Genomic DNA, 21,750 nt, shown 5'->3' on the forward strand with positions numbered 1-21,750 from the left:
GCGGAGTCCCGCAGTCGCGAACGAAAGGTCGGCCCGGTGAGCCTGAACTCAGATCTGACCCGCGCCCAGGTCAAGGCCGAAACGCTTATCGAGGCGCTGCCGTGGCTGGCCCGCTTCTCCGGCTCCACGGTTGTGATCAAGTATGGCGGCAACGCCATGGTCGACCCGGAGTTGCAGCGGGCCTTCGCCGCGGACATGGTGTTTCTGCGCTACGTCGGGCTCAAGCCGGTGGTGGTGCACGGCGGCGGGCCGCAGATCTCGGCAATGCTCGGCCGGTTGGGCATCGACAGCGAGTTCCGGGGCGGCCTGCGGGTGACCACGCCGGAGGCGATGGACGTGGTCCGGATGGTGCTTGTCGGCCAGGTGGGCCGGGAACTGGTCGGGTTGATCAACGCGTACGGTCCGTTCGCGGTCGGTCTCTCCGGCGAGGACGCCGGCCTGTTCACGGCGGTGCGGCGGCCCGCGTACGTCGACGGGCAGCCGGTCGACGTCGGCCAGGTCGGCGATGTCGAGTCGGTGGACGTCTCGGCGGTGGACGACCTGATCGCGGCCGGCCGGATCCCGGTGATCTCCACGGTGGCGCCGGACGCGGACGGGGTGCTGCACAACCTGAACGCCGACACCGCCGCCGCCGCGCTCGCGGTCGCCCTGCGGGCGCGCAAGCTTGTCGTGCTGACCGACGTGCCCGGCCTGTACGCCGACTGGCCCGACACGTCCAGCCTGGTCAGCGAGATCAGCACCGACGAGCTGGCGAAGCTGCTGCCGTCGCTGGAGTCGGGCATGGTGCCGAAGATGGAGGCGTGCCTGCGGGCCGTCAACGGGGGAGTGCCGGCCGCGCACGTGGTGGACGGTCGGGTCGCCCATTCCACCCTGCTGGAAGTGTTCACCTCGGAAGGGTTCGGAACGATGGTGATTCCCTCATGAGTGCTCTGGTCAGCCGGTGGCGGCAGGCGATGATGGACAACTACGGCACGCCGGCGTTGGCGCTGGTGGCCGGTTCCGGCGCCGTCGTGGTCGACGAGGCCGGCCGGGAGTACGTCGACCTGCTCGGCGGCATCGCTGTCAACTCTCTCGGCCACGCCCACCCGGCGGTGGTGGCGGCCGTGTCGAAGCAGGTCGCCACGCTCGGCCACGTCTCCAACCTGTACATCTCCGAACCACCGGTGGCGCTTGCCGAGTTGCTGCTGGCGCTCGCCGGCCGGCCGGGACGGGTGTTCTTCGCCAACTCGGGGGCCGAGGCCAACGAGGCGGCGTTCAAGCTTTCCCGGTGCACCGGCCGTACCCATGTGGTGGCCGCCGTCGGCGGCTTCCACGGCCGCACCATGGGTGCCCTCGCGTTGACCGGTCAACCGGCCAAGGCCGACCCGTTCCGGCCGCTGCCGGGTGAGGTCACCCACGTCCCGTACGGTGACGTGGCCGCCCTGGCCGCGGCGGTGACCGACGCCACGGCCATGGTGATCCTGGAGCCGATCCAGGGCGAGAACGGTGTGGTGGTCCCGCCCGCCGGATACCTCGCCGAGGCCCGGCGGATCACCACCCGGCACGGTGCCCTGCTCGTGCTCGACGAGGTGCAGACCGGGGTCGGTCGGACCGGGCACTGGTTCGCCCACCAGGCCGACGGTGTGGAACCGGACGTGGTGACCCTGGCCAAGGGCCTCGGCGGTGGGTTGCCCATCGGTGCCACCCTGGCCTTCGGTCCGACCGCCGACCTGCTCGGCCCCGGTTCGCACGGCAGTACGTTCGGCGGCAACCCGGTGAGCTGTGCGGCCGCCCTGGCGGTGATCTCCACCATCGCCAGTGAAGGGCTGCTCGACCACGTCAAGCGGATCGGCGAGCGGCTGCGTCGGGGGATCGAGTCCCTCGGTCATCCGCTGGTGGGCGGCGTACGTGGTGCGGGGCTGCTGCTCGGCGTCACCCTTACCGCACCGGTCTCCGTCGCCCTCGCCGGGGCGCTGCGCGACGCCGGTTTCCTGGTCAACCCGATCCAGCCCGACGTGATCCGCCTGGCGCCACCGCTGATCCTCACCGCGGACCAGGCCGACGCCTTCCTGGCGGCGCTGCCGGCCGCCCTGACCGCGTCGGCGGCCGTACCGGATCGTGTCGCCCAGCAGGCGCCGTCCCGCAGCCCGATCCCGACCGCCGCCCCGACGGAGGCTTCCGCATGACCCGGCACTTCCTGCGCGACGACGACCTGTCTCCGGCCGAGCAGGCAGCGGTCCTCGACCTGGCCGACCGGATGAAGGCCGACCGCTTCGCGTTCACCTCGTTGGCCGGGCCGCGCTCGGTGGCGGTGCTCTTCGACAAGCAGAGCCTGCGTACCCGGATCTCCTTCGACGCCGGTATCGCCGAACTCGGCGGCCACCCCCTTGTGGTGGACACCCAGGTCACCCATTTCGGGCGGGGCGAGTCGCTCGGCGACGCCGGCCGGGTGCTGTCCCGCTACGTGGCCGCGATCGTGTTGCGTACCCATGGCGACGACCGGATCGCGGAGGTGGCCGCCGGAGCCAGCGTGCCGGTGGTCAACGCGCTGACCGACGGGTTCCACCCGTGCCAGTTGCTCGCGGACCTGCAGACCGTCCGCCAGTGGTGCGGCGGCACCGTGGGGCGGACGCTCGCCTATGTCGGGGACGCGGCGAACAACATGTCCCACTCGTATCTGCTGGCCGGCGCGACCGCCGGGATGCACGTGCGGGTCGCCGGCCCGGCCGGTTTCCATCCCGACCCGGACGTGGTGGCCCGCGCCGAGGCGATCGCCGCGGGCACCGGCGGTTCGGTCCGGGTGCTCACCGACCCGGTCGCCGCCGTCCGCGACGCCGACGTGGTGGCCACCGACACCTGGACCTCGATGGGTCAGGAGGGGGACGGGCTGGACCGCAGCACCCCGTTCCTGCCGTACCAGGTCAACAAGTCGTTGCTCGGCCATGCCGGGCCGGAGGCCATCGTGTTGCACTGCCTGCCGGCGCATCGTGGCGAGGAGATCACCGACGAGGTGCTCGACGGCCCGCGCAGTGCCGTCTTCGACCAGGCGGAGAATCGGCTGCACGCCCAGAAGGCGCTGCTGACCTTCCTTCTCCAAGGGGAGACGACATGACCGCACCACTGACCCGTGGCGCCCGGCACGCCCGCATCGTCGAGCTGATCCGCGACCGGGCGGTCCGCTCGCAGACCGAACTGGCCGAGCTGCTCGGCGACGAAGGCGTCCAGGTCACCCAGGCGACCCTCTCCCGGGACCTCAAGGAACTCGGCGCGGTCACCGCGCGCGGCGGTGACGGCCGAGCCGTCTACGTCATTCCCGAGGACGGTCAGCGCCCGCTGCGTGACGCCGAGGCGGCACCGGCCCGCCTGGTGCGGCTGCTGCGCGAGCTGCTCAACGAGGTCGACTCCAGCGGCAACATCGCGGTCCTGCGCACCCCGCCGGGTGCCGCACACTACCTGGCCAGCGCCTTGGATCGGGCTGGCCTGTCGGAGGTCGTCGGCACCATCGCCGGCGACGACACCATCTTCGTCGTGGCGCGCGCCGCTGACGGTGGCGCCGCGCTCGGTGAACGGCTCGCCGGCTGGGCCCGCCGGGACGACAGCGCCGAAGGGAGCGGTACGTCATGAGTGAGGTCGCGTCGGACCTGGGTGCCCGGTGGGGGGCCTGCTGATCGTGGGGACCACAATTGACCGGGTGGACGACAAGAGCCTGACCGAGAACAGCGCAGCGGCCAACCGGACGAGCCTGTGGGGAGGTCGGTTCGCCGGCGGCCCGTCGGAGGCGCTCGCCCGCCTGTCGGTGAGCGTGCAGTTCGACTGGCGGCTGGCCCCGTACGATATCGCCGGGTCCCGGGCGCACGCCCGGGTGCTGGCCGGTGCCGGCCTGCTGGACCCGGAGGAACTGGGCCGCATCCTGGCCGCCCTCGACGACCTGGAGGCCGCCTGCGCGTCGGGGACGTTCCGTCCGACCGTCGACGACGAGGACGTGCACACCGCCCTGGAGCGCGGCCTGCTGGAGCGGCTCGGCAGCCTCGGCGGCAAGTTGCGCGCCGGTCGGTCCCGCAACGACCAGGTCGCCACCGACCTGCGGCTCTACCTGCGCGACCACGCGCGGGGCGTGGCCGCGCGGCTGGTCGAGCTGGCCGAGGCGCTTGTCGAGCAGGCCGGGCGGCACGTGGACACCGCCGCACCCGGCATGACGCACCTGCAACACGCTCAGCCGGTGACCTTCGGCCACTGGCTGCTCGCCCACGTGCAGCCGCTGCTGCGGGACCTGGAACGACTGCGGGACTGGGACCACCGGACCGCGGTCAGCCCGCTCGGCGCGGGGGCGCTTGCCGGTTCGGGGCTGCCGCTGGACCCGGTGGCGGTCTCCAAGGAACTGGGCTTCCGGACGTCTTTCGCCAACTCGATGGACGCGGTCGCCGACCGGGACTTCGTCGCCGAGTTCCTCTTCGTCACCGCGATGATCGGGGTGCACCTGTCCCGGCTCGGTGAGGAGGTGGTGCTCTGGACGTCGCAGGAGTTCGGCTGGGTGGAGCTGGACGACGCCTTCGCCACCGGCTCGTCGATCATGCCGCAGAAGAAGAACGCGGACATCGCCGAACTGGCCCGGGGCAAGTCCGGTCGGCTGGTCGGCGGGTTGGTCGCCGTGCTGACCATGCTCAAGGGCCTGCCGATGACGTACGACCGGGACATGCAGGAGGACAAGGAGCCGGCCTTCGACGCGGTCGACACCCTGGAACTGCTGCTGCCGGCGCTCGCCGGGATGATCTCCACGATGACGGTACGCGTCGACCGGCTGGTCGCCGCCGCGCCGGTGGGATTCTCCCTGGCCACCGAGGTCGCCGACTGGCTGGTCCGTAAGGGCGTGCCGTTCCGGGACGCGCACGAGATCACCGGCAAGCTGGTGGCGCTCTGCGCGGCTCGGGAGTGTGCCCTCGACGAGGTCTCCGACGCCGACCTTGCCACCGTCAGCGAGCACCTCGATCCGGGCGTCCGCGATGTGCTGTCGGTCCGGTCCGCCCTCGCCGCCCGGATCACCCCCGGCTCCACGGGCCCGGGTCCGGTCGCCGACCAGCTCGCCACCGCCGCCGACCAGCTGGTCACCTGGCGCGAGTGGGCCGCCGAGCAGGTCGTCCCCCGCTGACCCGCACCCCGTCGCGGTTTCTCGTGCAGTTTCGGGAAACTGTCGCCTCCAGGCACGCTGAGGCGACAGTTTCCCCGAAACTGCTGTGGGGATGGCCGGTCAGGTGGTGGGGATGGTTCGGGTGGTGAGGCGGTCGGTCAGCCGCCGACACCCCGGACCGCCTCGATGATGGTCTCGGCGACCTCGCTGGGCCGGGCCACGGCCATCGCGTGCGAGCCGCCGGGGAGCTCGCGCTGGCCCTGCGGGTTGGCCCGTTCGGCCATGAACCGGTGCGCGGCGACCGGGATGTTCATGTCGGCGTCCCCGAACACGAACCAACTGGGCAGTGACCGCCAGGCCGGGTCGCCGGTGAGACCGTCGTTCAGCGCCTGCTCGGTGACCGGTCGCTGGGTGCGCGCCATGAGCGCGGCCTGGTCGGCGGACGCGTCCGCGGCGAACTGCCGATGGTAGGCGTCCTGGCCGATCGCGACCTCGTTACCGCCGGTGGACACCGGGTACTGCACGAGCGTGTCGGCGAGGGTGCTGCCGGGGAACTGCCCGGACAGCGACAGTGCGGACTCGCCGGTGTCCGGGGCGAAGGCGTTGACGTACACGAGGGCACGCACCGACGGGTTGTCACTCGCGGCCTGCGTGATCACCATGCCGCCGTACGAGTGGCCGACCAGGATGACAGGCCCGCCGACCCCCCGCATCACATCCGCCACGTACGCGGCGTCGCCGGGGAGGCTGCGCAGCGGATTGGCGGCGGCAACCACGTCGTAGCCACCGAGCCGCTCGATCACACCGTTCCAGCTCGCCGACTCGGCGAACGCGCCGTGCACGAAAATGATGGTGGGCCGCTGATCGGACATGACGCACTCCCTGACTCCGAGACCCTGCACACCTACCGACGGCGCCGGATTACCCACCAGGTGAGGATGAAACGCGGTGGGCTCAGGCGTCCCGGCGTCGGAAGGCAGCCACCGCCCCACTGCCGAGGACAACGACCCAACCGAGCAGAACGAGCAGGCCGGCGGCGGGCGTCAGGACCCCCGCCGGGTCGGGAAGGTAGAGCAGGCCACCCGCCCGGTCCGGCAGGTAACGAGAGTGCGGGGTGACGGCGTCCAGCACCGGTGAGACGACCAGAACCAGGCTGAGGGTGACGACGAGAGCGGAAACGACGGCCCGCAGGAGCACGGCAAGAGCCAACCCGAGCAACCCGATGAGCGTGAGGTAGGCCGCCGCGCCGACGATTCTCCACGGAAAACCGTCGGTGACCACCGGGACATCCCGCGTGGCCAGCGCGATTCGGGCCGTGAGCAGTCCGACGGTGAGCGCCGCGACGGCGGTTCCGGCAGCCCAGGCCAGGTAGGCGAGGGCCTTGGCAGCCGGCACGGCCAGGCGGTCCGGCACGCACAGCAGGGTGGTGTGGATCTGCCCATCGGCGTACTCGGTGCCGACCGCCAGGACGCCGAGCGAGATGGTGCCGGCCTGAAGGTACGGCACCGCTCGCAGGACGACTGCGACCGGCTCGTTCGGCCCGACCGGCGAGGCGGCCAACGCCCAGGTGATGGCGACGGCTGCGCCGATCGTGCCGAAGACCGCGGCCAGCACCGCAGGCAGGCCGAACAGCTTGGCCAACTCCGCGGCGGTGGCGCGGGCGCAGGAGCGGATCACGCGTCCCGCCGCAGGAAGACCGCACTGGCCAGCGCGAGCAGCCCTGCCGTCCACGTGGCCATGACCAGGCCGCCCGTGACCGGGGCGAGCGCGTCGTCGAACGCCAACAGGTCACCGGCGAACATGCTCGTGCCCGCGAGATCGGGCAGGAACCTCGCGAGCGGGGTGAGGTGCGACAGCAGCACGGAGACCGAGACGAGCGTGCTGTTCACCACGAGCACGATGATCGGGACGATCCCGTTGCGGGTGAAGACCGTGATCGCGAGGGCGATCAGCGCCGTGAGCATCCAGTAGATCCCGGCACCGACGGAGCGGGACAGCACCCCTTCCGGGGCAGGAGGAGCCTCGGTGCCGACTATCCCGCCGGCCAGCGCCAACGACGCGGGAATCACCACCAGAGCCGCGACCGCGACCAGCAGGACGACGGTGACGGCCTTGGCGGCCAGCACGCCGAGGCGGCTGGGGGTGGCGGTGAGGGTCGTGGTGATCTGCCGACCGCCGCCGATCCTGGCACTGTTCGCGGTGTACTCGCCGCCAACGGCGACGACGCCGAGGACCACCGCGCCGACCGTGCCGATCGGCACCGCGGAGAAGACCGCCTCGACAGGCGAGGTGTAGGCCAGCTCGGGCCGTCCGCTGCGCAGCGCGGCGCGGACGCCGACGGCGTTGATCAGAGTGATCGCGACCGGACCGAGCACCGTGACAGCCAGCGCGACAGCGGTCGCCGGTAGCGTCGCCGTCTTTCGAGTCTCGGCGGCGACCGTGTCGAAGAAGGTCATCGCCCACCTGCCGTCGCCCCGGTGAGGGCGAAGAAGGCATCCTCCAGGGTCGGGTAACCGGCCGTGACCTCGCGGATCGGACCAGCGGCGACAACCCGGCCGTGGGCGATCACGACCAGGTCGTCGGCGATCTCGTCCACCTCAGTCATCAGGTGGCTGGAGAGCAGCACGGTGCCACCGGCGTCCGCGTGCCCGCGCAGCAGAACGCGGATCCAGCGAATGCCTTCCGGATCGAGCCCGTTCACCGGCTCGTCGAGCACAAGTGCACGGGGTTCGCCGAGCAGCGCGGCGGCCAGCCCGAGCCGCTGGCACATGCCGAGCGAGAACCGGCCGACCCTGGTTCCTCCGGCGGCACCGAGCCCCACCTGATCGAGCACCTCGGCCACCCGTCGGACCGGGATGCCGTTGCTGCGCGCCATCCAGGTGAGGTGGTTGCGCGCGGTACGGGAGCGGTGTGCGCCGGAGCCGTCCAGCATCGACCCGACGGTGCGTAACGGCTGGCGCAGGCGCCGGTACGGCTGGCCGTCGACCAGGGCCGTGCCGGCATCCGCCCGGTCCAGGCCCAACAGGATGCGCAGGGTGGATGACTTTCCCGCACCGTTCGGCCCCAACAGACCTGTCACCCGGCCCGGTGTGGCCCGGAAGGTGACATCGGTGAGGATCTCGCGGGAACCGCGCCGCTTGACCAGACGCTCGACTGACAGCATGAGCACCATGTCAGCTCAGCGTGCCGGTCCGCGTCATCGGACCAGAGCCGGGACTTCCGCCGGTCCTCCCACCTCAGGTCGCTCCGACCCAGGTCCGATGTCAGGTCACGGTCCGGGTTCCTAGACTCGCGAGATGGCACCTGACGGGCGACCGACACGGCGGCCCTGGCTGTCCGCCGCCGCCGTCTCGGTGCCGGTGGTTCTGCTTCTCTGCCTGATGACCGCGGGCACCGTGGGGCCGGCCGGGACGCTCCTGCTGACGGTGATCACCACGACCGCCGTCACAGCGTTGCTCTGGGCGGTGATCGGCGCCCGTCAGGAACGGCGGGTGTACGAGGACCGGCTGACCGCATGGGCGGCGGAGCGGGCCGCGGCGGCGGAGCGGCTGCGCATCGCCCGTGAGCTTCATGATCTCGTCTCACACGGCCTGGGCCTGGTCACCGTGCGTGCCGCCACGGCCGCTCGGGTGACCGGGCCAACCGGTGAGGCCGAACGGGCGAACGCCCTGTCCGACATCGAACAGGTCGGTCGGGAGACCACGGCCGAACTGCGGCGGATGCTCGACGTGCTCCGCGCACCCGGCGCCGAGCCTGCTCCCTTGCGGCCACCCGACACACTCGACGCCCTACCGGAGATCGTGCGGTCCACGACCGCCGCCGGGATCGCCGCCACTGTCGATGTGCGGAAGGTCGGTGAGGTGCCACCAGGCGTGCAGCTCGCCGTGTGCGCGATCGTCCGCGAGGGACTGAGCAACACGGCCCGACACGCAGGGCCGACCTGCGTGCACGTATCCGTGGATCGCGACGGCGACACGATCGTGGTGGATGTACGGGACACCGGTCCCCGCCCCGGCTGGCTACCCCGCCCCGGGGCCGGCCACGGTCTGGACGGTCTGCGCGAGCGGGTGAGCATGCTCGATGGTGTCCTGCGCGCCGGCCCGGCCGGGCCGGGCTTCCAGCTCACGGCGCGCCTGCCGGCCCGGCGGTCCGGATGACAACTGAATCAGCGGGACCTTCCACAAGCATCCGGGTGCTCGTCGCGGACGACCAGCCGCTCCTGCGGCACAGCCTCGCCCTGCTCATCGACGGCACCCCGGGCCTCACCGTCGTCGGTCAGGCCGCCACCGGACACGAGGCCGTGTCGCTCACCCGTGAACGCCGCCCCGACGTCGTCCTGATGGACATCCGGATGCCCGACGGAGACGGCATCGAAGCGACCGGACGCATCGCCGCCGCCACCGACCTGAGCGGTACCAGGGTCCTCGTGCTCAGCATGTTCGCACTCGACGAGTACGTGGCCGCCGCGCTGCGCGCCGGGGCGCACGGCTTCCTGCTCAAGGACGCCCACCCGGACCAACTCGTCGACGCCATCCGACGGACCCACGCGGGCGAGTCCCTCTTCGCTCCCAGCATTCTCACCCGCTTCGTCGCGCACTACCTCGACCGGCCCGGCCCGCCCGAGGTTCGTAAGATCGACAGGCTCACCGGCCGCGAGACCGAGGTGCTGTCTCTCGTGGCCCGCGGCCTGTCCAACGACGAGATCGCCCGGACACTCACCATCTCGATCAAGACCGTCAAGACTCACGTCGGCAACCTGCTCACCAAGCTCGACGCCCGTGATCGAGCACAGCTCGTCATCGCCGCCTACGAGAACGATCTCGTCGCACCTCGATCCTCTGCGTGATCTTCGCGGCATGCCTGCCGGATGTCGCGGCTGTGGCCCTGTCGGATCCGCAGGGGAGCGCGGCTTGCCGGTCGAGCCCCGGTCCGGGTTACCTGGATCCGTGAATTATCCCTGGCTGCGCGCTCCCGCCGCACACGTCGCCGAGACCGCACGAACGTTGCTCGGCTGGGAGGCGGCGGCGAACGGGGTCCGGATCAGGCTGACCGAGGTCGAGGCGTACGCGGGAACCGGGGTGGATCCCGCATCGCACGCGCATCGCGGGCCCACGCCCCGGACGAATGTCATGTTCGGCCCGGCGGGGTACGCCTACACCTACTTCGTCTTCGGTATGCACTGGTGTCTGAACGTCGTCTGCGGTGCCGAGGGGGAGGCGGCGGCGGTCCTGCTGCGCGCCGGTGAGGTGGTCGACGGCCTGGACCTCGCCCGGAAGCGGCGCGGTGGGGTGCCCGATCGCGACCTGGCCCGTGGCCCTGCCCGGCTGGTGGTCGCGCTCGGCGTCGACGCGACGGCGAACGGCACCTGCGTGCTCGACGGGACCGGACCGCTGCTGCTGACGCCGCCGACCCGCCCGGTCGCGCCGTCGGCCGTCTCCGCCGGCCCGCGCGTCGGCGTCGCCGCCGCGCACGACGTGCCGTGGCGATTCTGGATCACCGGCGACCCGACCGTCAGCCCGTACCGCCGGCACGTGCCACGACGACGGAGCTGAGAGCTGCCCGGCGGCCGGCGTGGCGACCGACGTCGGGGATGGGACGCGCGTGACGGGGGACACTGGTGCGAGGTTGGCTCGCGGAATAGTTGACTCGTCAAATATGTTGTCGGGGGCGTCGGGGTCATCCTGCCCCGGCCGGACGACACGAGGGAGCGGTCATGCAGTTCGGAGTCTTCACCGTCGGCGACGTCACGGTCGACCCGACAAACGGCCGGGAGCCCACCGAGGCCGAACGGATCAAGGCGATGGTGACCATCGCGTTGAAGGCCGAGGAGGTCGGTCTCGACGTCTTCGCCACCGGCGAGCACCACAACCCGCCGTTCGTGCCCTCGTCGCCCACCACCATGCTGGGCTGGATCGCCGCCCGCACCGAGCGGCTGCTGCTCTCCACCGCGACCACGCTGATCACCACGAACGACCCGGTGAAGATCGCCGAGGACTACGCGATGTTGCAGCACCTCGCTGACGGCCGGGTCGACCTGATGATGGGCCGGGGCAACACCGGGCCGGTCTACCCCTGGTTCGGCCAGGACATCCGCAACGGCATCCCCCTGGCCATCGAGAACTACGACCTGCTGCGCCGGTTGTGGCGCGAGGACGTGGTCGACTGGAAGGGCAAGTTCCGCACCCCGTTGCAGTCGTTCACCTCGACGCCGCGCCCACTCGACGGCGTACCCCCGTTCGTGTGGCACGGCTCCATCCGCAGCCCGGAGATCGCCGAGCAGGCCGCCTACTACGGCGACGGCTTCTTCGCCAACCACATCTTCTGGCCCGCCGAGCACACCCGGCGGATGGTCGGGTTGTACCGGCAGCGTTTCGAACACTACGGTCACGGCTCCGCCGACCAGGCGATCGTGGGTCTCGGCGGCCAGGTGTTCATGCGCCGCAACTCCCAGGACGCGGTGCGCGAGTTCCGACCGTACTTCGACAACGCGCCGGTCTACGGCCACGGCCCCTCCTTGGAGGAGTTCACCGCGCAGACCCCGCTGACCGTGGGCAGCCCGCAGCAGGTCATCGACCGTACCCTCGGCTTCCGCGACTACGTGGGCGACTACCAGCGGCAGCTGTTCCTCGTCGACCACGCCGGGCTGCCGTTGAAGACCGTCCTGGAGCAGCTCGATCTGCTCGGCGAGGAGGTCGTGCCGGTGCTGCGCAAGGAGTTCGAGTCACTGCGGCCGGCGCACGTGCCGCTGGCACCGACCCACGCCTCGCTGAAGGCCGCCACCGGTGGTGGCAGCGACAGCACCGTCCACGCCGTCGACGACGTCACCGGTCGGGCACCGGAGGCCGCCCGATGACCATGCGTACCATCGCCGTGGTCTCGGCCGGTCTCAGTCAGCCCTCCTCGACCCGGCTGCTGGCCGACCAGCTCGCCGCGGCCACCCGCGACGAGCTGGACCGGCATGGCGAGCAGGTCACCCTGCGCCCGGTCGAGCTGCGCGAACACGCCCATGACATCGTCAACCACCTGCTCACCGGCTTTCCGTCGGAGCCACTGCGGCAGGTGCTGGACGAGGTCACCGGTGCCGACGGTCTGATCGCCGTCAGTCCGATCTTCAATGCCTCGTACAACGGGCTGTTCAAGTCGTTCTTCGACCTGGTGGACGCCGACGCGCTGGGTGGCCGTGCGGTGCTGATCGGCGCGACCGGCGGCACCGCACGGCACTCGCTGGCGCTGGAGCACGCGCTCCGTCCGATGTTCACCTACCTGCGGGCGGTGGTGGCGCCGACAGCGGTCTTCGCCGCACCGGAGGACTGGTCCGGCGGGACCGTCGACGGTGCGTTGCGTGCCCGGATCGGTCGTGCCGGCCGGGAACTGGCCGAGCTGGTGCGGCGCAGCGCACCGTCCAGCGGGCCCGCCGACCCGTTCGCCCTCACCACCAGCTTCGACCAACTGCTCCGCGGCCGGGACGCCTGAACCGGTCGACCGGGCCGTCGGTGAGGCGGCGGCCCGGTCGACCGGCACTCACTGCTCCGGCTGGTACGGGTGGGCGATGAGCACCGGACAGCGGGCGTGGTGCACCAGCGCCTGACTGACCGAGCCGAGCAGCAGCCCGGCGAAGCCACCCCGACCGCGTGATCCGGCCACCACCAGCGCCGCGTCTCCGGTCGCCTCGATCAGCGCCTGGTCGGGCTTGGGCGCGGCGATCACCCGTTCCTCCACGGTCAGTCCCGGGTGACTGCCCCGCGCGGCCGCACCGGCGGTGGCGAGCAGGGCCGCCGCCTCCCCGTCGTCGGTACCTTCGTCGGCGATGTGCACCAGCACCAGTGTGCCGCCGCGCCGGACGGCCTCCTCGGCGCCGTAGCCGACGGCGAGTTCGGCCGACTCCGAACCGTCCACACCGACAAGCACCGGGCCCTCGGTGGGGATCGGACGGTCGGGCGGGCGGATCACCAGCACCGGGCAGTGGCCGTGCGCGGCGACCTGGGTGCCGACCGAGCCCAGCAGCAGCCCGGCGAAACCGCCCAGGCCCCGGCTGCCCACCACCACCAGTTCCGCCCGACGGGACTCCTCGACAAGCGTCGCACCTGGCCCGCCGGCCACCTGACGCACCTCGACCGTCAGCCCCGGCCACCGATCGACCAACTCCGCGGCGGCCTGTTCGAGCATCTTGCGGCCGTCCTCCGACGCCGCCGGGACGCCCACCTCGTACGGGTTGATCGGCACGCCGTAGCCGAGCGGGTGCAGGTAGCCGTGTACCAGGTGCAGCGGCCGGGACCGCCACGCCGCCGCCTGCGCCGCGTGCTCCGCGGCCACCAGGCTCGGTGGCGATCCGTCCACCCCCACCACGACAGGTCGGTTCATCGTCTCTCCATGGGTCGGTCAGGCTTCATTGTCGACGCGTCCCGCCGCCGGGACGCGTCGACACACCACCGGTCAGGTCCCCTCGACCGTACGCAGCTTCCGGACGATCGCCAGCGGGGAGTGGGCGTGGTGCAGCACGGCGTGGCTGACCGAGCCGAGCAGCAGCCCGCCCAGCGCGCCGCGTCCCCGTGCGCCCACGACCACCAGCTGGGCGGTGCGGGACTCCTCCACCAGCGCCCGGCCCGGTGAACCGCGCACCAACCGCCGCCGCACCGGCACCTCCGGATAACGCTCGGACCAGCCGGCCACCGCCTCGGCGAGGATGCGCTCCTCCTCGTCCCGGAACGCGTCCAGGTCGTAGACCAGCGGCAGGATGTCACCCGGACCGGCCGGGGTCGGATAGAGCCAGGCGTGCACCGCGACCAGTTCGCAGCCGCGCCACGCCGCCTCCTCGAAGGCGAACCGGACGGCCTCCTGGGACAGCTCCGAGCCGTCGACACCGACCACCACCGGCCCGTCCGCCCGCGATTCGCCGCGAACCACGAGCACCGGGCAGTCCGCGTGGGCGCTGACCTGCACGGCCACCGAGCCGAGCAGCAGCCCGGCGAAACCGCCCAGGCCCCGGTTGCCGAGGACGACAAGCGCCGCGTCCCGGGCCTCGGCGAGCAGGACGGTGCTCGCCGCCCCGTCGACCACCGCACCGGTCACCGGCACCTCCGGGGCCACCTTGCCGGCCTCGGCGACGGCTTCGGCGAGGCACCGCTCGGCCTGGTTGCGCAGCCCGCCGTCGGCCGGCGCGCCCGGCGCGGGACCCAACGGCACCCGCATCAGCGGCCAGATGAACGCGTGCACGATCCGCAGCGGGCGGTGTCGGTACGCCGCCTCCCGTGCGGCGGCGCGCACCGCGTGCAGGGCGATCTCGGAACCGTCCACACCCACCACGATGGGGGTGCCGGTGTTGCTGGCCATCACATCTCCTCCTCAGCTCCGCAGTCAGCCTGGCTCACCTGACGGCGTCAGGGTAGGCGGACATGCCGTCGTCGGTTCGTGGTCTGCGCCGGGTCAGCCGCAGCACCAGGCCGGGCAGGACGCTCACCGCGCCACAGGCCAGCAGCTCGGTGACGCCGAGGGCTTCGGTGCCGAGCAGCTCCCGCAACTGCGGCAGCAGCACCCCGGCCACCTGGAGCAGCGCGGAGACGGCGACCGCCAGCGGCAGCGCCAGATTGCCCCGCCGCTGTCCGGGCGGTCGTGGCGCGCGGACCGCCAGAGCCACCCCGAGCTGGGCCAGACCGAGAACGATGAAGATCACCGACTGCCACGGCCGGTCCCAGTGGGCGGCGAGCACGCCCGCGCCCAGGGTCACCGCCGCGATCAGTGCGCCGCCGACCAGGATCTGCCGGCCCAGCCCCGCGCCGAGCACCGACTCCTGCGGAGAGCGTGGCACCCGGCGCAGGGTGCCGGGTTCAGCCGGTTCGGCGCCCAGCGCCACCCCGGGCACTCCGTGGGTGAGCAGGTTGATCCAGAGGATCTGCGCCGGCAACAGCGGCACGGGCAGGCCGAACAGCGGCCCGAGCAGCATCACCGCGATCTCGGCCACCCCACCGGAGAGGGCGTAGCGCAGGAACCGGCGGATGTTGTCGTAGATCCGGCGGCCCTCGCCGATCGCGGTGGCCACGGTGGACAGATCGTCGTCGACAAGCACCAGGTCGGCCGCCTGTCGGGCCACCTCGGTACCGCCACCCATCGCCACCCCGATGTCGGCCCGGCGCAACGCCGGAGCGTCGTTGACCCCGTCGCCGGTCATCGCCACCACATGGCCACGGGACTGCAACCCGGCGATGATGTCGAGCTTCTGCTCCGGCTGCGTACGGGCGAACACCCGCGTCGCCGGTGGCGCCTCGGCGGGATCGCCGTCGTCGCCGCGGACCACCGGGTCACCCTCGGTCCACAGACCGAGCTGACCGGCGATGGCCGCCGCGGTGGCCGGATGGTCTCCGGTGACCAGCACGAGCCGTACGCCGGCGTCGGCGAAGCCGTCGGCGATGTCCGGCGCGCCGGCGCGCAGCGGGTCGCCGACGGCGACCAGACCCACCGGGCGCAGCCCCTCGGGGTTGGCGGGGTCGGCCGGTGGATGGTCCACCAGGGCAGCGGCCAGCGCCAGCACCCGCAGCCCGTCGCCGGCCAACCGGTGCGCGGCGGCGGTCAGGGCGGCCAGTTCGTCGGCGTCGGCGTCGAGCAGCGGGGCAGTGAGCACGTTTTCCGGGGCGCCCTTGCACACCACCAGGTAGCGGCGGTCACAGGAGCGGTGCACCGTGGTCATCCGGCGTAGCTGCTGGTCGAAGGGGTGCTCCGCCACCCGGGGCCAGGCGTTGCGGGTGGTCTGCGGGTCCAGGCCGCAGCGGGCGGCGAAAGCCACCAGGGCCGCCTCCAGCGGATCACCCACGGCACCCCACCGGGGCCGCTGCTCGGTCGGCGGGGCGAGGGTCGCGTCGTTGCAGAGCAACCCGGCCCGGGCCAGCCGGCGCAGCTCGTCCGGCACGGCCACCGGCGCGCCGTCGCGGTGCACGGTGCCGTGCGGGGCGTACCCGCTGCCGGTGACCCCGAACCGGGTGCCGTCGCCGGTGACCGCCTGCTGCACGGCCATCCGCCCCTCGGTGAGGGTGCCGGTCTTGTCCGAGGCGATGACGGTGACCGAGCCGAGCGTCTCCACCGCGTGCAGCCGGCGGGGGATCGCCCGGGCCGCGGCCATCCGGCGCGCACCGAGCGCGAGGGCCAACGTCACCACCGCCGGCAGCGACTCCGGCACCGCGGCGACCACCAGGCTCACCGCGGTGACCGCCATGTCGACAAGTGGTCGGCCGCTGACCACGCCGACGGCGAAGACCAGCCCGGACAGCGCCACGGCGGCGAGCCCGAGGATCCGGCCGAGCGAGGCGAGCCGGCGTTGCAGCGGCGTGGCCGTCGGCCGGGTGGTGGCCGCCAGGGTGGCGATCCGGCCCAGCGCACTCGCCGCGCCGGTGCGCACCACGGTGCCGGCGGCCCGGCCGGTGGTCACCACCGTGCCGGCGCTGGCCTCCTCGCCCGCCGCCCGGGACACCGGCACCGACTCGCCGGTCAGCGCCGACTCGTCCAGGTGCAGCCGGTTCGCGTCGTGCAGCAGCAGGTCGGCCGGGACCACGTCGCCGGCCTCGACCCGGACCAGGTCACCCCGGACCAGTTCGGTGGCGGGCAGCACCGCGTCACGGCCGTCGCGGACCACCCGGGCGGTCGGTGCGGCGAGCTGGTCGAGGGCGGCGATCGCCCGGTCGGCGCGTACCTCCTGCACCACCCCGATGGCCGTGTTGACCGCGACCACGAGCAGGATCACCGCGGTGTCGGGGTAGTCCCGCAGCACCGTGGTGACCACGGCGGCGGCGAGCAGCAACGCGACAAGGGGATCGGTGAGCTGGTGCACGATCCGGGTGGCCAGGTGTCGGCGGGGCGGTGCCGCGGCGGCGTTCGGCCCGTCCGCTTGCCGCCGCCGGGCGGCCTCGGTCGAGCTGAGCCCGGTGCCGGGTTCGGCCGCCACGGTGCTTTCCCTGCGTACGTCCCCGTCCGCGACCTGGACCTGTCCGGCCACCGTCCGCTCCGCCCTGTGCCCCAGGCGCGCCCCAGCGGCACGCCCTTCCCACTCAGCCTCGCCGAGGCCGGCGGCGCCCGGCAGGGGCGATCCGCCCGCACGGACCGGGACCAACGGCCCTGCCCGCGCCGCGACACCCGCCACGACGGTGCCGACGACGACCGGGTGGGTCGCCGTCGGCACCGCTCGGCGCCGGCTCAGCGTTCGACAACCAGCCGCCGGGCCCGCACCAGCCGGGCCCACCAGGGCCGAGCGGCCCGGGGAGCCGGAGTGCGTACGCCACGGAAGCTGACCCAGCCGCCCGGCCCCATGCTCAGCCGGCCGACCGCCGGTGGTCGCCGCCGGCCGAGCACCGTGACACCGGCGGTGACCAGTCCCACGGCCAGCACCCCGGCGGAGGCGACCAGCAGCCGGTCCGGGTCGGGCAGCGGCCGGTAGCGGACGCGCCCGCCGGTGGCGACGAACACCCCGACCGGGCGTCCGTCGCGGTTCACCGGCACCAGGGCGGCCGGCGGCGTGCCCGGCAGTTCCAGCACCGGCCCGACCGACAGCGGTGCTGCCGGTTGCTGCACCGTGTCCGGGGCGGCTCGGGGCGGAACCAGCGGATTCGGTCCGGTGGCATTGAAGATCGCGGTCATCTCGGGGTACCTCCTATCGGGCGTCGGAGCCGGCGCAGTCACGGGCCACCGCGGCCCGACCGGCGGCCAACCGGGCGATCGGCACCCGGTACGGCGAGCAGGAGACGTAGTCGAGGCCGGCCTCGGCGAAGAACTCCACCGACTCCGGGTCACCGCCGTGTTCGCCGCAGACACCGACGGTCAGCTCGGGCCGCGCGGCCCGGCCCTCGGCCACCGCCAGGCGGACCAGCCGGCCCACCCCGGGGGCGTCGACGGTCTCGAACGGTGACGCCTCGACGATGCCCCGCTCCAGGTAGGCACCGAGGAACGAGCCCTCCCCGTCGTCCCGGGAGAACGCCCAGGTGGTCTGGGTCAGGTCGTTGGTGCCGAAGGAGAAGAACTCCGCCTCGCCCGCGATCTCGCCGGCGGTCAGCGCCGCACGCGGCGTCTCGACCATCGTGCCGACCGGGATCGGCGGCGCACCGGGCACGGTGGCCAGCACGTCGGCCATCTCGGCGCGCACCGCGGCCAGCTCGTGCACGTCGACGACAAGCGGCACCATGATCTCCGGGCGTGGGTCGCCGCCGTCGGCCACCCGCCGCGCCGCCGCCTCCGCCACGGCCCGCACCTGCATCGCGAACAGGCCCGGCACCATCAGCCCCAACCGGACCCCACGCAGGCCGAGCATCGGGTTGTTCTCCTGGATCCGGCGGACGGCGGCCAGCAGCACCGCGTCGTGGCCGGGGTCCTGCCCGAGCGCCTCCGCCCGGGCCACCCGCGCGGCCAGCTCGGGCAGCGGGGGCAGGAACTCGTGCAGCGGCGGGTCGAGCAGCCGGATGGTGACCGGCAGGCCGTCCATCGCGGCGAGGATCGCGACGAAGTCCTCCCGCTGCAACGGCAGCAGCTCCGCCAGCGCGGCGTGGATCTCGTCCAGCCCGTCGGCCAGGATCAGCCGCTCCACCAGAGCCCGGCGGGCACCGAGGAACATGTGCTCGGTGCGGCACAGTCCGATACCTGTCGCACCGAGCACCCGGGCCCGTGCCGCGTCCGCGGGGGTGTCGGCGTTGGCGCGTACGCCGAGCTGCCGGACCGAGTCGGCGTGCCGCAGCAGCCGATCCACAGCCGAGACCAGCCGGTCGGACTCTGGTGCCAGCTCACCGGCGAGGTAGCGGGTCACCGGGGAGGGACGCACCGGCACCTCGCCGAGGTAGATCCGGCCGGTGGTGCCGTCGATGGAGATCAGGTCACCGGCCCGGACCGTCTGGCCGTCGACGCGGAACTCGCCGCGTTCCGGGTCGATCTCCAGGGCTTCCGCCCCGCACACGCAGGTGCGGCCCATGCCCCGGGCGACCACCGCGGCGTGCGAGGTCTTGCCGCCCCGGGCGGTCAGGATCCCGGCGGCGGCGATCATGCCGGGCAGGTCGTCCGGGTTGGTCTCCCGGCGGACCAGGATCACCGGCCCGTCCGCCGCGGTGGCGGCGGCGTTGTCGAAGACCACCCGACCCGCTGCGGCCCCGGGGGAGGCGCCCACGCCGGTGGCCACCGGCTCCGGTGTGGCGCCCGGGTCGAAGGTGGGGAACATCAGCTGGGCGAGCTGCGCCCCGCTGACCCGGGTCAACGCCTCGTCCCAGCTGATCAGACCCTCGTCGGCCAGCTGCGCGGCGATCACGAAGGCAGCCGCCGGGGTGCGCTTGCCGACCCGGGTCTGCAACATCCACAACTGACCGCGCTCGATGGTGAACTCCACGTCGCACAGGTCCCGGTAGTGCCGCTCCAGCGTCGTCATGATCCCGGTCAGCCGTCGGTAGCTGGCCGGGTCGAGCCGGGACAGCTCGTCCAGCCCCACCGTGTTGCGGACCCCGGCCACCACGTCCTCGCCCTGGGCGTCGGACAGGTAGTCGCCGTACACGCCGGGTGCGCCGGTGGCCGGATCGCGGGTGAACGCCACCCCGGTGCCGGAGTCCGGGCCGAGGTTGCCGAAGACCATCGCCATCACGTTGACTGCGGTGCCCAGGTCGTCGGGAATGTGTTCGCGGCGCCGGTAGAGCACCGCCCGGGAGGCGTTCCATGACTCGAAGACCGCCCGGATCGCCAGGTACAGCTGCTCGTGCGGGGCCTGCGGGAAGTCGTGACCGACCCGGTCGGCGAACACCTTCTTGTACGTCTCGACCAGCCCGCGCAGCTGCTCCGCCGTCGGACCGTCCGGCCCGGCGCTGGCCCGCAACGCGTCCAGCTCCCGGTCGAAGTCCGCCGCCGGCACGCCGTGCACCGTCCGACCGAACATCTGGATCAACCGTCGGTACGAGTCCCAGGCGAACCGCTCGTCGCCGCTGATCCGGGCCAGCCCGGTCACCGTGGCGTCGTTGAGTCCGATGTCCAGGATCGTTTCCATCATCCCGGGCATGGAGTACCGCCCGCCGGAACGGACGGCCAGCAGCAGTGGCTCACCCGGGTCGCCGAGCCGCCGACCCAGCCGCGCCTCGATCTCCCGCAGATGGCCGTTCACCTCGTCGAACAGTCCGGCCGGCACCTCGCCGTCGGCGAGGTACGCCCGGCAGGCGTCGGTGCTGACCGTGAAGCCGGGCGGCACCGGCAACCCGAGCCGGGTCATCTCGGCGAGGTTGGCCCCCTTGCCGCCGAGCAGGTCGGCCATGCCTCGTCCGCCCTCGATGAAGTCGTACACGTACCTGGTCATGAGCCGGCCTCCACTTCGCCGTCGATGCCTCTGCTTCGTTGGTAGCAACGCCGCCGCTCGTGGGGGCAGGGCCGAAAGCCGATCCCGACCGGGCCGCTGGTCCTCAACCGGAACACGTATGGTCGGCCGGTGACCGACGACCTGCGGCTGCGCCCGGTGCACGAGGACGATCTGGTGGAGTTCTTCGTCCACCAGCTCGACCCTGAGGCCAACCGGATGGCGGCCTTCGGCGCCGAGGACCCGACGGACCGGCGGGCGTTCGCCGCGCACTGGGTCCGCATCCTCACCGGCCCGGAGAACCTGGCCCGCACGGTGACCGTCGACGGCGCGGTGGTCGGTCACGTGCTGGCCTTCCCGGTCGGCGACGACATCGAGGTCAGCTACTGGATCGACCCGACGCGCTGGGGGCGCGGGTACGCCACCCGAGCCCTGGGCGCGCTGCTGCGGGAGGTTTCGCGTCGGCCGCTGCACGCGCGGACGGCGACCGACAACGCCGCGTCGCTGACGGTGCTGCGCCGCTGCGGTTTCGTCGTTAAACGGACCGACCGGGGGTACGCTCCGGGCCGCGGCCAGGAGATCGACGAGTACATCCTGGAACTGCCGGCGTGATCCGCCGTCGAGCCGCGTGATCCGCCCCCTGACACCAGGGCTGACCTGGGCGGCGACTACTCTCGCGGGGTGAACTGGCTGGAACTGGTCGGCTGGGCCGGCTCCGCGTTGCTGGTGTGGTCGCTGCTGCAGACGCGCATCCTGCGGCTGCGCGCCCTCAACCTGGTCGGCTGCGCCGTCCTGATCGGCTACAACGCGACGATCCCGGTCTGGCCCATGGTCGGGCTGAACGTGGTGCTTGCCGTGATCAACATCTGGTACCTGCGGCGGCTGCTCACCACCCGTCACGACGAGCAGACCTACCAGGTGGTCGAGGTGGGTGCCGACGACGCGTTCCTGGCCCACACGCTGCGGGTGCACGCCGCCGACATCGCCCGGTTCAACCCGGGCTTCCATCCGGACCGGCTGGCCGGTCGATCGGCCTTCCTCGTCGTACGCGCCGACGAGGTGGTCGGTGTGGTCCTGGTGCGCGACGCCGGCGACGGGGTGGCCCAGGTCGACCTGGACTACGTCACCCCGCCGTTTCGCGACTTCACCCCCGGCGAGTTCGTCTACCGCCGCAGCAGCCTGTTCACCGATCGCGGGTTCCGTCAGGTGGTGAGCCCCCCGGGCATGGTCGCCCCGTACTACCACCGTCTCGGGTTCCGCCGCGCGGGGGAGTCGTACGTGCTGGATCTGCCCGCACCGGCGCTGCCCCAGAGCTGAGCGTGTCGGCGCTTCCGGCCGCCCCGGCAGGGCGATGATT

At 72.6% G+C, this 21,750-nt stretch carries 21 protein-coding genes; 12 read left to right on the forward strand and 9 right to left on the reverse strand.

Annotated elements, in window-relative coordinates; translation table 11 throughout:
* The first annotated feature begins 36 nt into the window (after positions 1 to 36).
* The 5 genes from argB to argH are packed head-to-tail and all read left to right on the forward strand — an operon-like array spanning position 37 to position 5,125.
* Positions 37 to 924 (forward strand): acetylglutamate kinase, encoded by an 888-nt coding sequence (gene argB / locus AB0I71_RS26030; RefSeq protein ID WP_357588858.1) that lies wholly within the window; start codon positions 37 to 39, stop codon positions 922 to 924.
* Positions 921 to 2,165: an acetylornithine transaminase gene (locus tag AB0I71_RS26035; RefSeq protein WP_357588860.1), complete on the forward strand. Its 1,245-nt coding sequence runs from the start codon at positions 921 to 923 to the stop codon at positions 2,163 to 2,165. The genes argB and AB0I71_RS26035 overlap by 4 nt, the downstream gene beginning before the upstream one ends.
* Complete coding sequence (gene argF / locus AB0I71_RS26040) at positions 2,162 to 3,091, forward strand: ornithine carbamoyltransferase (RefSeq protein WP_357588862.1); 930 nt, start codon at positions 2,162 to 2,164, stop codon at positions 3,089 to 3,091. Before AB0I71_RS26035 ends, argF begins: the two co-directional genes overlap by 4 nt.
* Positions 3,088 to 3,603 carry an arginine repressor gene (locus AB0I71_RS26045; protein ID WP_357588864.1) on the forward strand — a complete coding sequence of 172 codons (516 nt, stop codon included), beginning with the start codon at positions 3,088 to 3,090 and terminating at the stop codon, positions 3,601 to 3,603. Before argF ends, AB0I71_RS26045 begins: the two co-directional genes overlap by 4 nt.
* 58 nt (positions 3,604 to 3,661) lie before the next feature.
* Positions 3,662 to 5,125, forward strand: a complete 1,464-nt coding sequence (argH, locus tag AB0I71_RS26050) for an argininosuccinate lyase (protein ID WP_357588914.1) — start codon at positions 3,662 to 3,664, stop codon at positions 5,123 to 5,125.
* 137 nt (positions 5,126 to 5,262) lie between these two features.
* Here argH and AB0I71_RS26055 read toward each other — a convergent pair whose 3' ends face one another.
* The 4 genes from AB0I71_RS26055 to AB0I71_RS26070 form a co-directional block, all read right to left on the reverse strand.
* Positions 5,263 to 5,976 (reverse strand): alpha/beta hydrolase, encoded by a 714-nt coding sequence (locus AB0I71_RS26055; protein WP_357588866.1) that lies wholly within the window; start codon positions 5,974 to 5,976, stop codon positions 5,263 to 5,265.
* 82 nt (positions 5,977 to 6,058) lie between these two features.
* Entirely contained in the window at positions 6,059 to 6,781 is a 723-nt protein-coding gene (locus tag AB0I71_RS26060) for a hypothetical protein (protein WP_357588868.1), read from the reverse strand.
* Positions 6,778 to 7,560 (reverse strand): hypothetical protein, encoded by a 783-nt coding sequence (locus tag AB0I71_RS26065; RefSeq protein WP_357588870.1) that lies wholly within the window; start codon positions 7,558 to 7,560, stop codon positions 6,778 to 6,780. The genes AB0I71_RS26060 and AB0I71_RS26065 overlap by 4 nt, the downstream gene beginning before the upstream one ends.
* Positions 7,557 to 8,276 (reverse strand): ATP-binding cassette domain-containing protein, encoded by a 720-nt coding sequence (locus tag AB0I71_RS26070; protein ID WP_357588872.1) that lies wholly within the window; start codon positions 8,274 to 8,276, stop codon positions 7,557 to 7,559. The genes AB0I71_RS26065 and AB0I71_RS26070 overlap by 4 nt, the downstream gene beginning before the upstream one ends.
* Positions 8,277 to 8,400: 124 nt before the next feature.
* Here AB0I71_RS26070 and AB0I71_RS26075 point away from each other — a divergent pair, with 124 nt between their 5' ends.
* The 5 genes from AB0I71_RS26075 (at position 8,401) to AB0I71_RS26095 (ending at position 12,577) form a co-directional block, all read left to right on the forward strand.
* Positions 8,401 to 9,261 (forward strand): histidine kinase, encoded by an 861-nt coding sequence (locus AB0I71_RS26075; protein WP_357588874.1) that lies wholly within the window; start codon positions 8,401 to 8,403, stop codon positions 9,259 to 9,261.
* Entirely contained in the window at positions 9,258 to 9,950 is a 693-nt protein-coding gene (locus AB0I71_RS26080) for a response regulator transcription factor (protein ID WP_357588876.1), read from the forward strand. The genes AB0I71_RS26075 and AB0I71_RS26080 overlap by 4 nt, the downstream gene beginning before the upstream one ends.
* Before the next feature lie 100 nt (positions 9,951 to 10,050).
* Positions 10,051 to 10,656, forward strand: a complete 606-nt coding sequence (locus AB0I71_RS26085; RefSeq protein ID WP_357588878.1) for a DNA-3-methyladenine glycosylase — start codon at positions 10,051 to 10,053, stop codon at positions 10,654 to 10,656.
* A 161-nt stretch (positions 10,657 to 10,817) separates the two neighbouring features.
* On the forward strand, positions 10,818 to 11,957 hold the full coding sequence (locus tag AB0I71_RS26090) for an LLM class flavin-dependent oxidoreductase (protein ID WP_357588880.1): 1,140 nt from the start codon (positions 10,818 to 10,820) through the stop codon (positions 11,955 to 11,957).
* Entirely contained in the window at positions 11,954 to 12,577 is a 624-nt protein-coding gene (locus tag AB0I71_RS26095; RefSeq protein ID WP_357588882.1) for an FMN reductase, read from the forward strand. The genes AB0I71_RS26090 and AB0I71_RS26095 overlap by 4 nt, the downstream gene beginning before the upstream one ends.
* A 48-nt stretch (positions 12,578 to 12,625) precedes the next feature.
* Here AB0I71_RS26095 and AB0I71_RS26100 read toward each other — a convergent pair whose 3' ends face one another.
* From AB0I71_RS26100 to ppdK, 5 genes are all read right to left on the reverse strand, one after another.
* Positions 12,626 to 13,465, reverse strand: coding sequence for a universal stress protein (locus AB0I71_RS26100; RefSeq protein WP_357588884.1), 840 nt, complete (start codon positions 13,463 to 13,465; stop codon positions 12,626 to 12,628).
* Positions 13,466 to 13,537: 72 nt separating this feature from the next.
* Complete coding sequence (locus tag AB0I71_RS26105) at positions 13,538 to 14,434, reverse strand: universal stress protein (protein ID WP_357588886.1); 897 nt, start codon at positions 14,432 to 14,434, stop codon at positions 13,538 to 13,540.
* A gap of 34 nt (positions 14,435 to 14,468) precedes the next feature.
* Positions 14,469 to 17,084: a cation-transporting P-type ATPase gene (locus AB0I71_RS26110; RefSeq protein WP_357588888.1), complete on the reverse strand. Its 2,616-nt coding sequence runs from the start codon at positions 17,082 to 17,084 to the stop codon at positions 14,469 to 14,471.
* A gap of 197 nt (positions 17,085 to 17,281) precedes the next feature.
* Positions 17,282 to 17,722 carry a hypothetical protein gene (locus AB0I71_RS26115; RefSeq protein ID WP_357588890.1) on the reverse strand — a complete coding sequence of 147 codons (441 nt, stop codon included), beginning with the start codon at positions 17,720 to 17,722 and terminating at the stop codon, positions 17,282 to 17,284.
* A gap of 13 nt (positions 17,723 to 17,735) precedes the next feature.
* Positions 17,736 to 20,396 (reverse strand): pyruvate, phosphate dikinase, encoded by a 2,661-nt coding sequence (gene ppdK, locus AB0I71_RS26120; protein ID WP_357588892.1) that lies wholly within the window; start codon positions 20,394 to 20,396, stop codon positions 17,736 to 17,738.
* Between the two features lie 129 nt (positions 20,397 to 20,525).
* Between ppdK and AB0I71_RS26125 the strand changes: the two genes are divergently transcribed.
* Both AB0I71_RS26125 and AB0I71_RS26130 read left to right on the forward strand, forming a co-directional pair.
* Entirely contained in the window at positions 20,526 to 21,005 is a 480-nt protein-coding gene (locus AB0I71_RS26125; protein WP_357588894.1) for a GNAT family N-acetyltransferase, read from the forward strand.
* A gap of 69 nt (positions 21,006 to 21,074) precedes the next feature.
* Positions 21,075 to 21,710, forward strand: a complete 636-nt coding sequence (locus AB0I71_RS26130) for a hypothetical protein (protein WP_357588896.1) — start codon at positions 21,075 to 21,077, stop codon at positions 21,708 to 21,710.
* The last annotated feature ends 40 nt before the right edge of the window (positions 21,711 to 21,750 follow it).

It is taken from the genome of Micromonospora sp. NPDC049891 (assembly GCF_040660295.1).
In the GTDB taxonomy this organism is placed as follows: domain Bacteria; phylum Actinomycetota; class Actinomycetes; order Mycobacteriales; family Micromonosporaceae; genus Micromonospora.

Coding starts and splice junctions, on each gene's coding strand:
- AB0I71_RS26065 (WP_357588870.1), bottom strand. CDS start 7,560: ATGACCTTCTTCGACACGGTCGCCGCCGAGACTCGAAAGACGGCGACG.
- AB0I71_RS26100 (WP_357588884.1), bottom strand. CDS start 13,465: ATGAACCGACCTGTCGTGGTGGGGGTGGACGGATCGCCACCGAGCCTG.
- AB0I71_RS26115 (WP_357588890.1), bottom strand. CDS start 17,722: ATGACCGCGATCTTCAATGCCACCGGACCGAATCCGCTGGTTCCGCCC.
- AB0I71_RS26090 (WP_357588880.1), top strand. CDS start 10,818: ATGCAGTTCGGAGTCTTCACCGTCGGCGACGTCACGGTCGACCCGACA.
- AB0I71_RS26055 (WP_357588866.1), bottom strand. CDS start 5,976: ATGTCCGATCAGCGGCCCACCATCATTTTCGTGCACGGCGCGTTCGCC.
- AB0I71_RS26095 (WP_357588882.1), top strand. CDS start 11,954: ATGACCATGCGTACCATCGCCGTGGTCTCGGCCGGTCTCAGTCAGCCC.
- AB0I71_RS26045 (WP_357588864.1), top strand. CDS start 3,088: ATGACCGCACCACTGACCCGTGGCGCCCGGCACGCCCGCATCGTCGAG.
- AB0I71_RS26075 (WP_357588874.1), top strand. CDS start 8,401: ATGGCACCTGACGGGCGACCGACACGGCGGCCCTGGCTGTCCGCCGCC.
- ppdK (WP_357588892.1), bottom strand. CDS start 20,396: ATGACCAGGTACGTGTACGACTTCATCGAGGGCGGACGAGGCATGGCC.
- AB0I71_RS26080 (WP_357588876.1), top strand. CDS start 9,258: ATGACAACTGAATCAGCGGGACCTTCCACAAGCATCCGGGTGCTCGTC.
- AB0I71_RS26105 (WP_357588886.1), bottom strand. CDS start 14,434: ATGGCCAGCAACACCGGCACCCCCATCGTGGTGGGTGTGGACGGTTCC.
- argF (WP_357588862.1), top strand. CDS start 2,162: ATGACCCGGCACTTCCTGCGCGACGACGACCTGTCTCCGGCCGAGCAG.
- AB0I71_RS26070 (WP_357588872.1), bottom strand. CDS start 8,276: ATGGTGCTCATGCTGTCAGTCGAGCGTCTGGTCAAGCGGCGCGGTTCC.
- AB0I71_RS26035 (WP_357588860.1), top strand. CDS start 921: ATGAGTGCTCTGGTCAGCCGGTGGCGGCAGGCGATGATGGACAACTAC.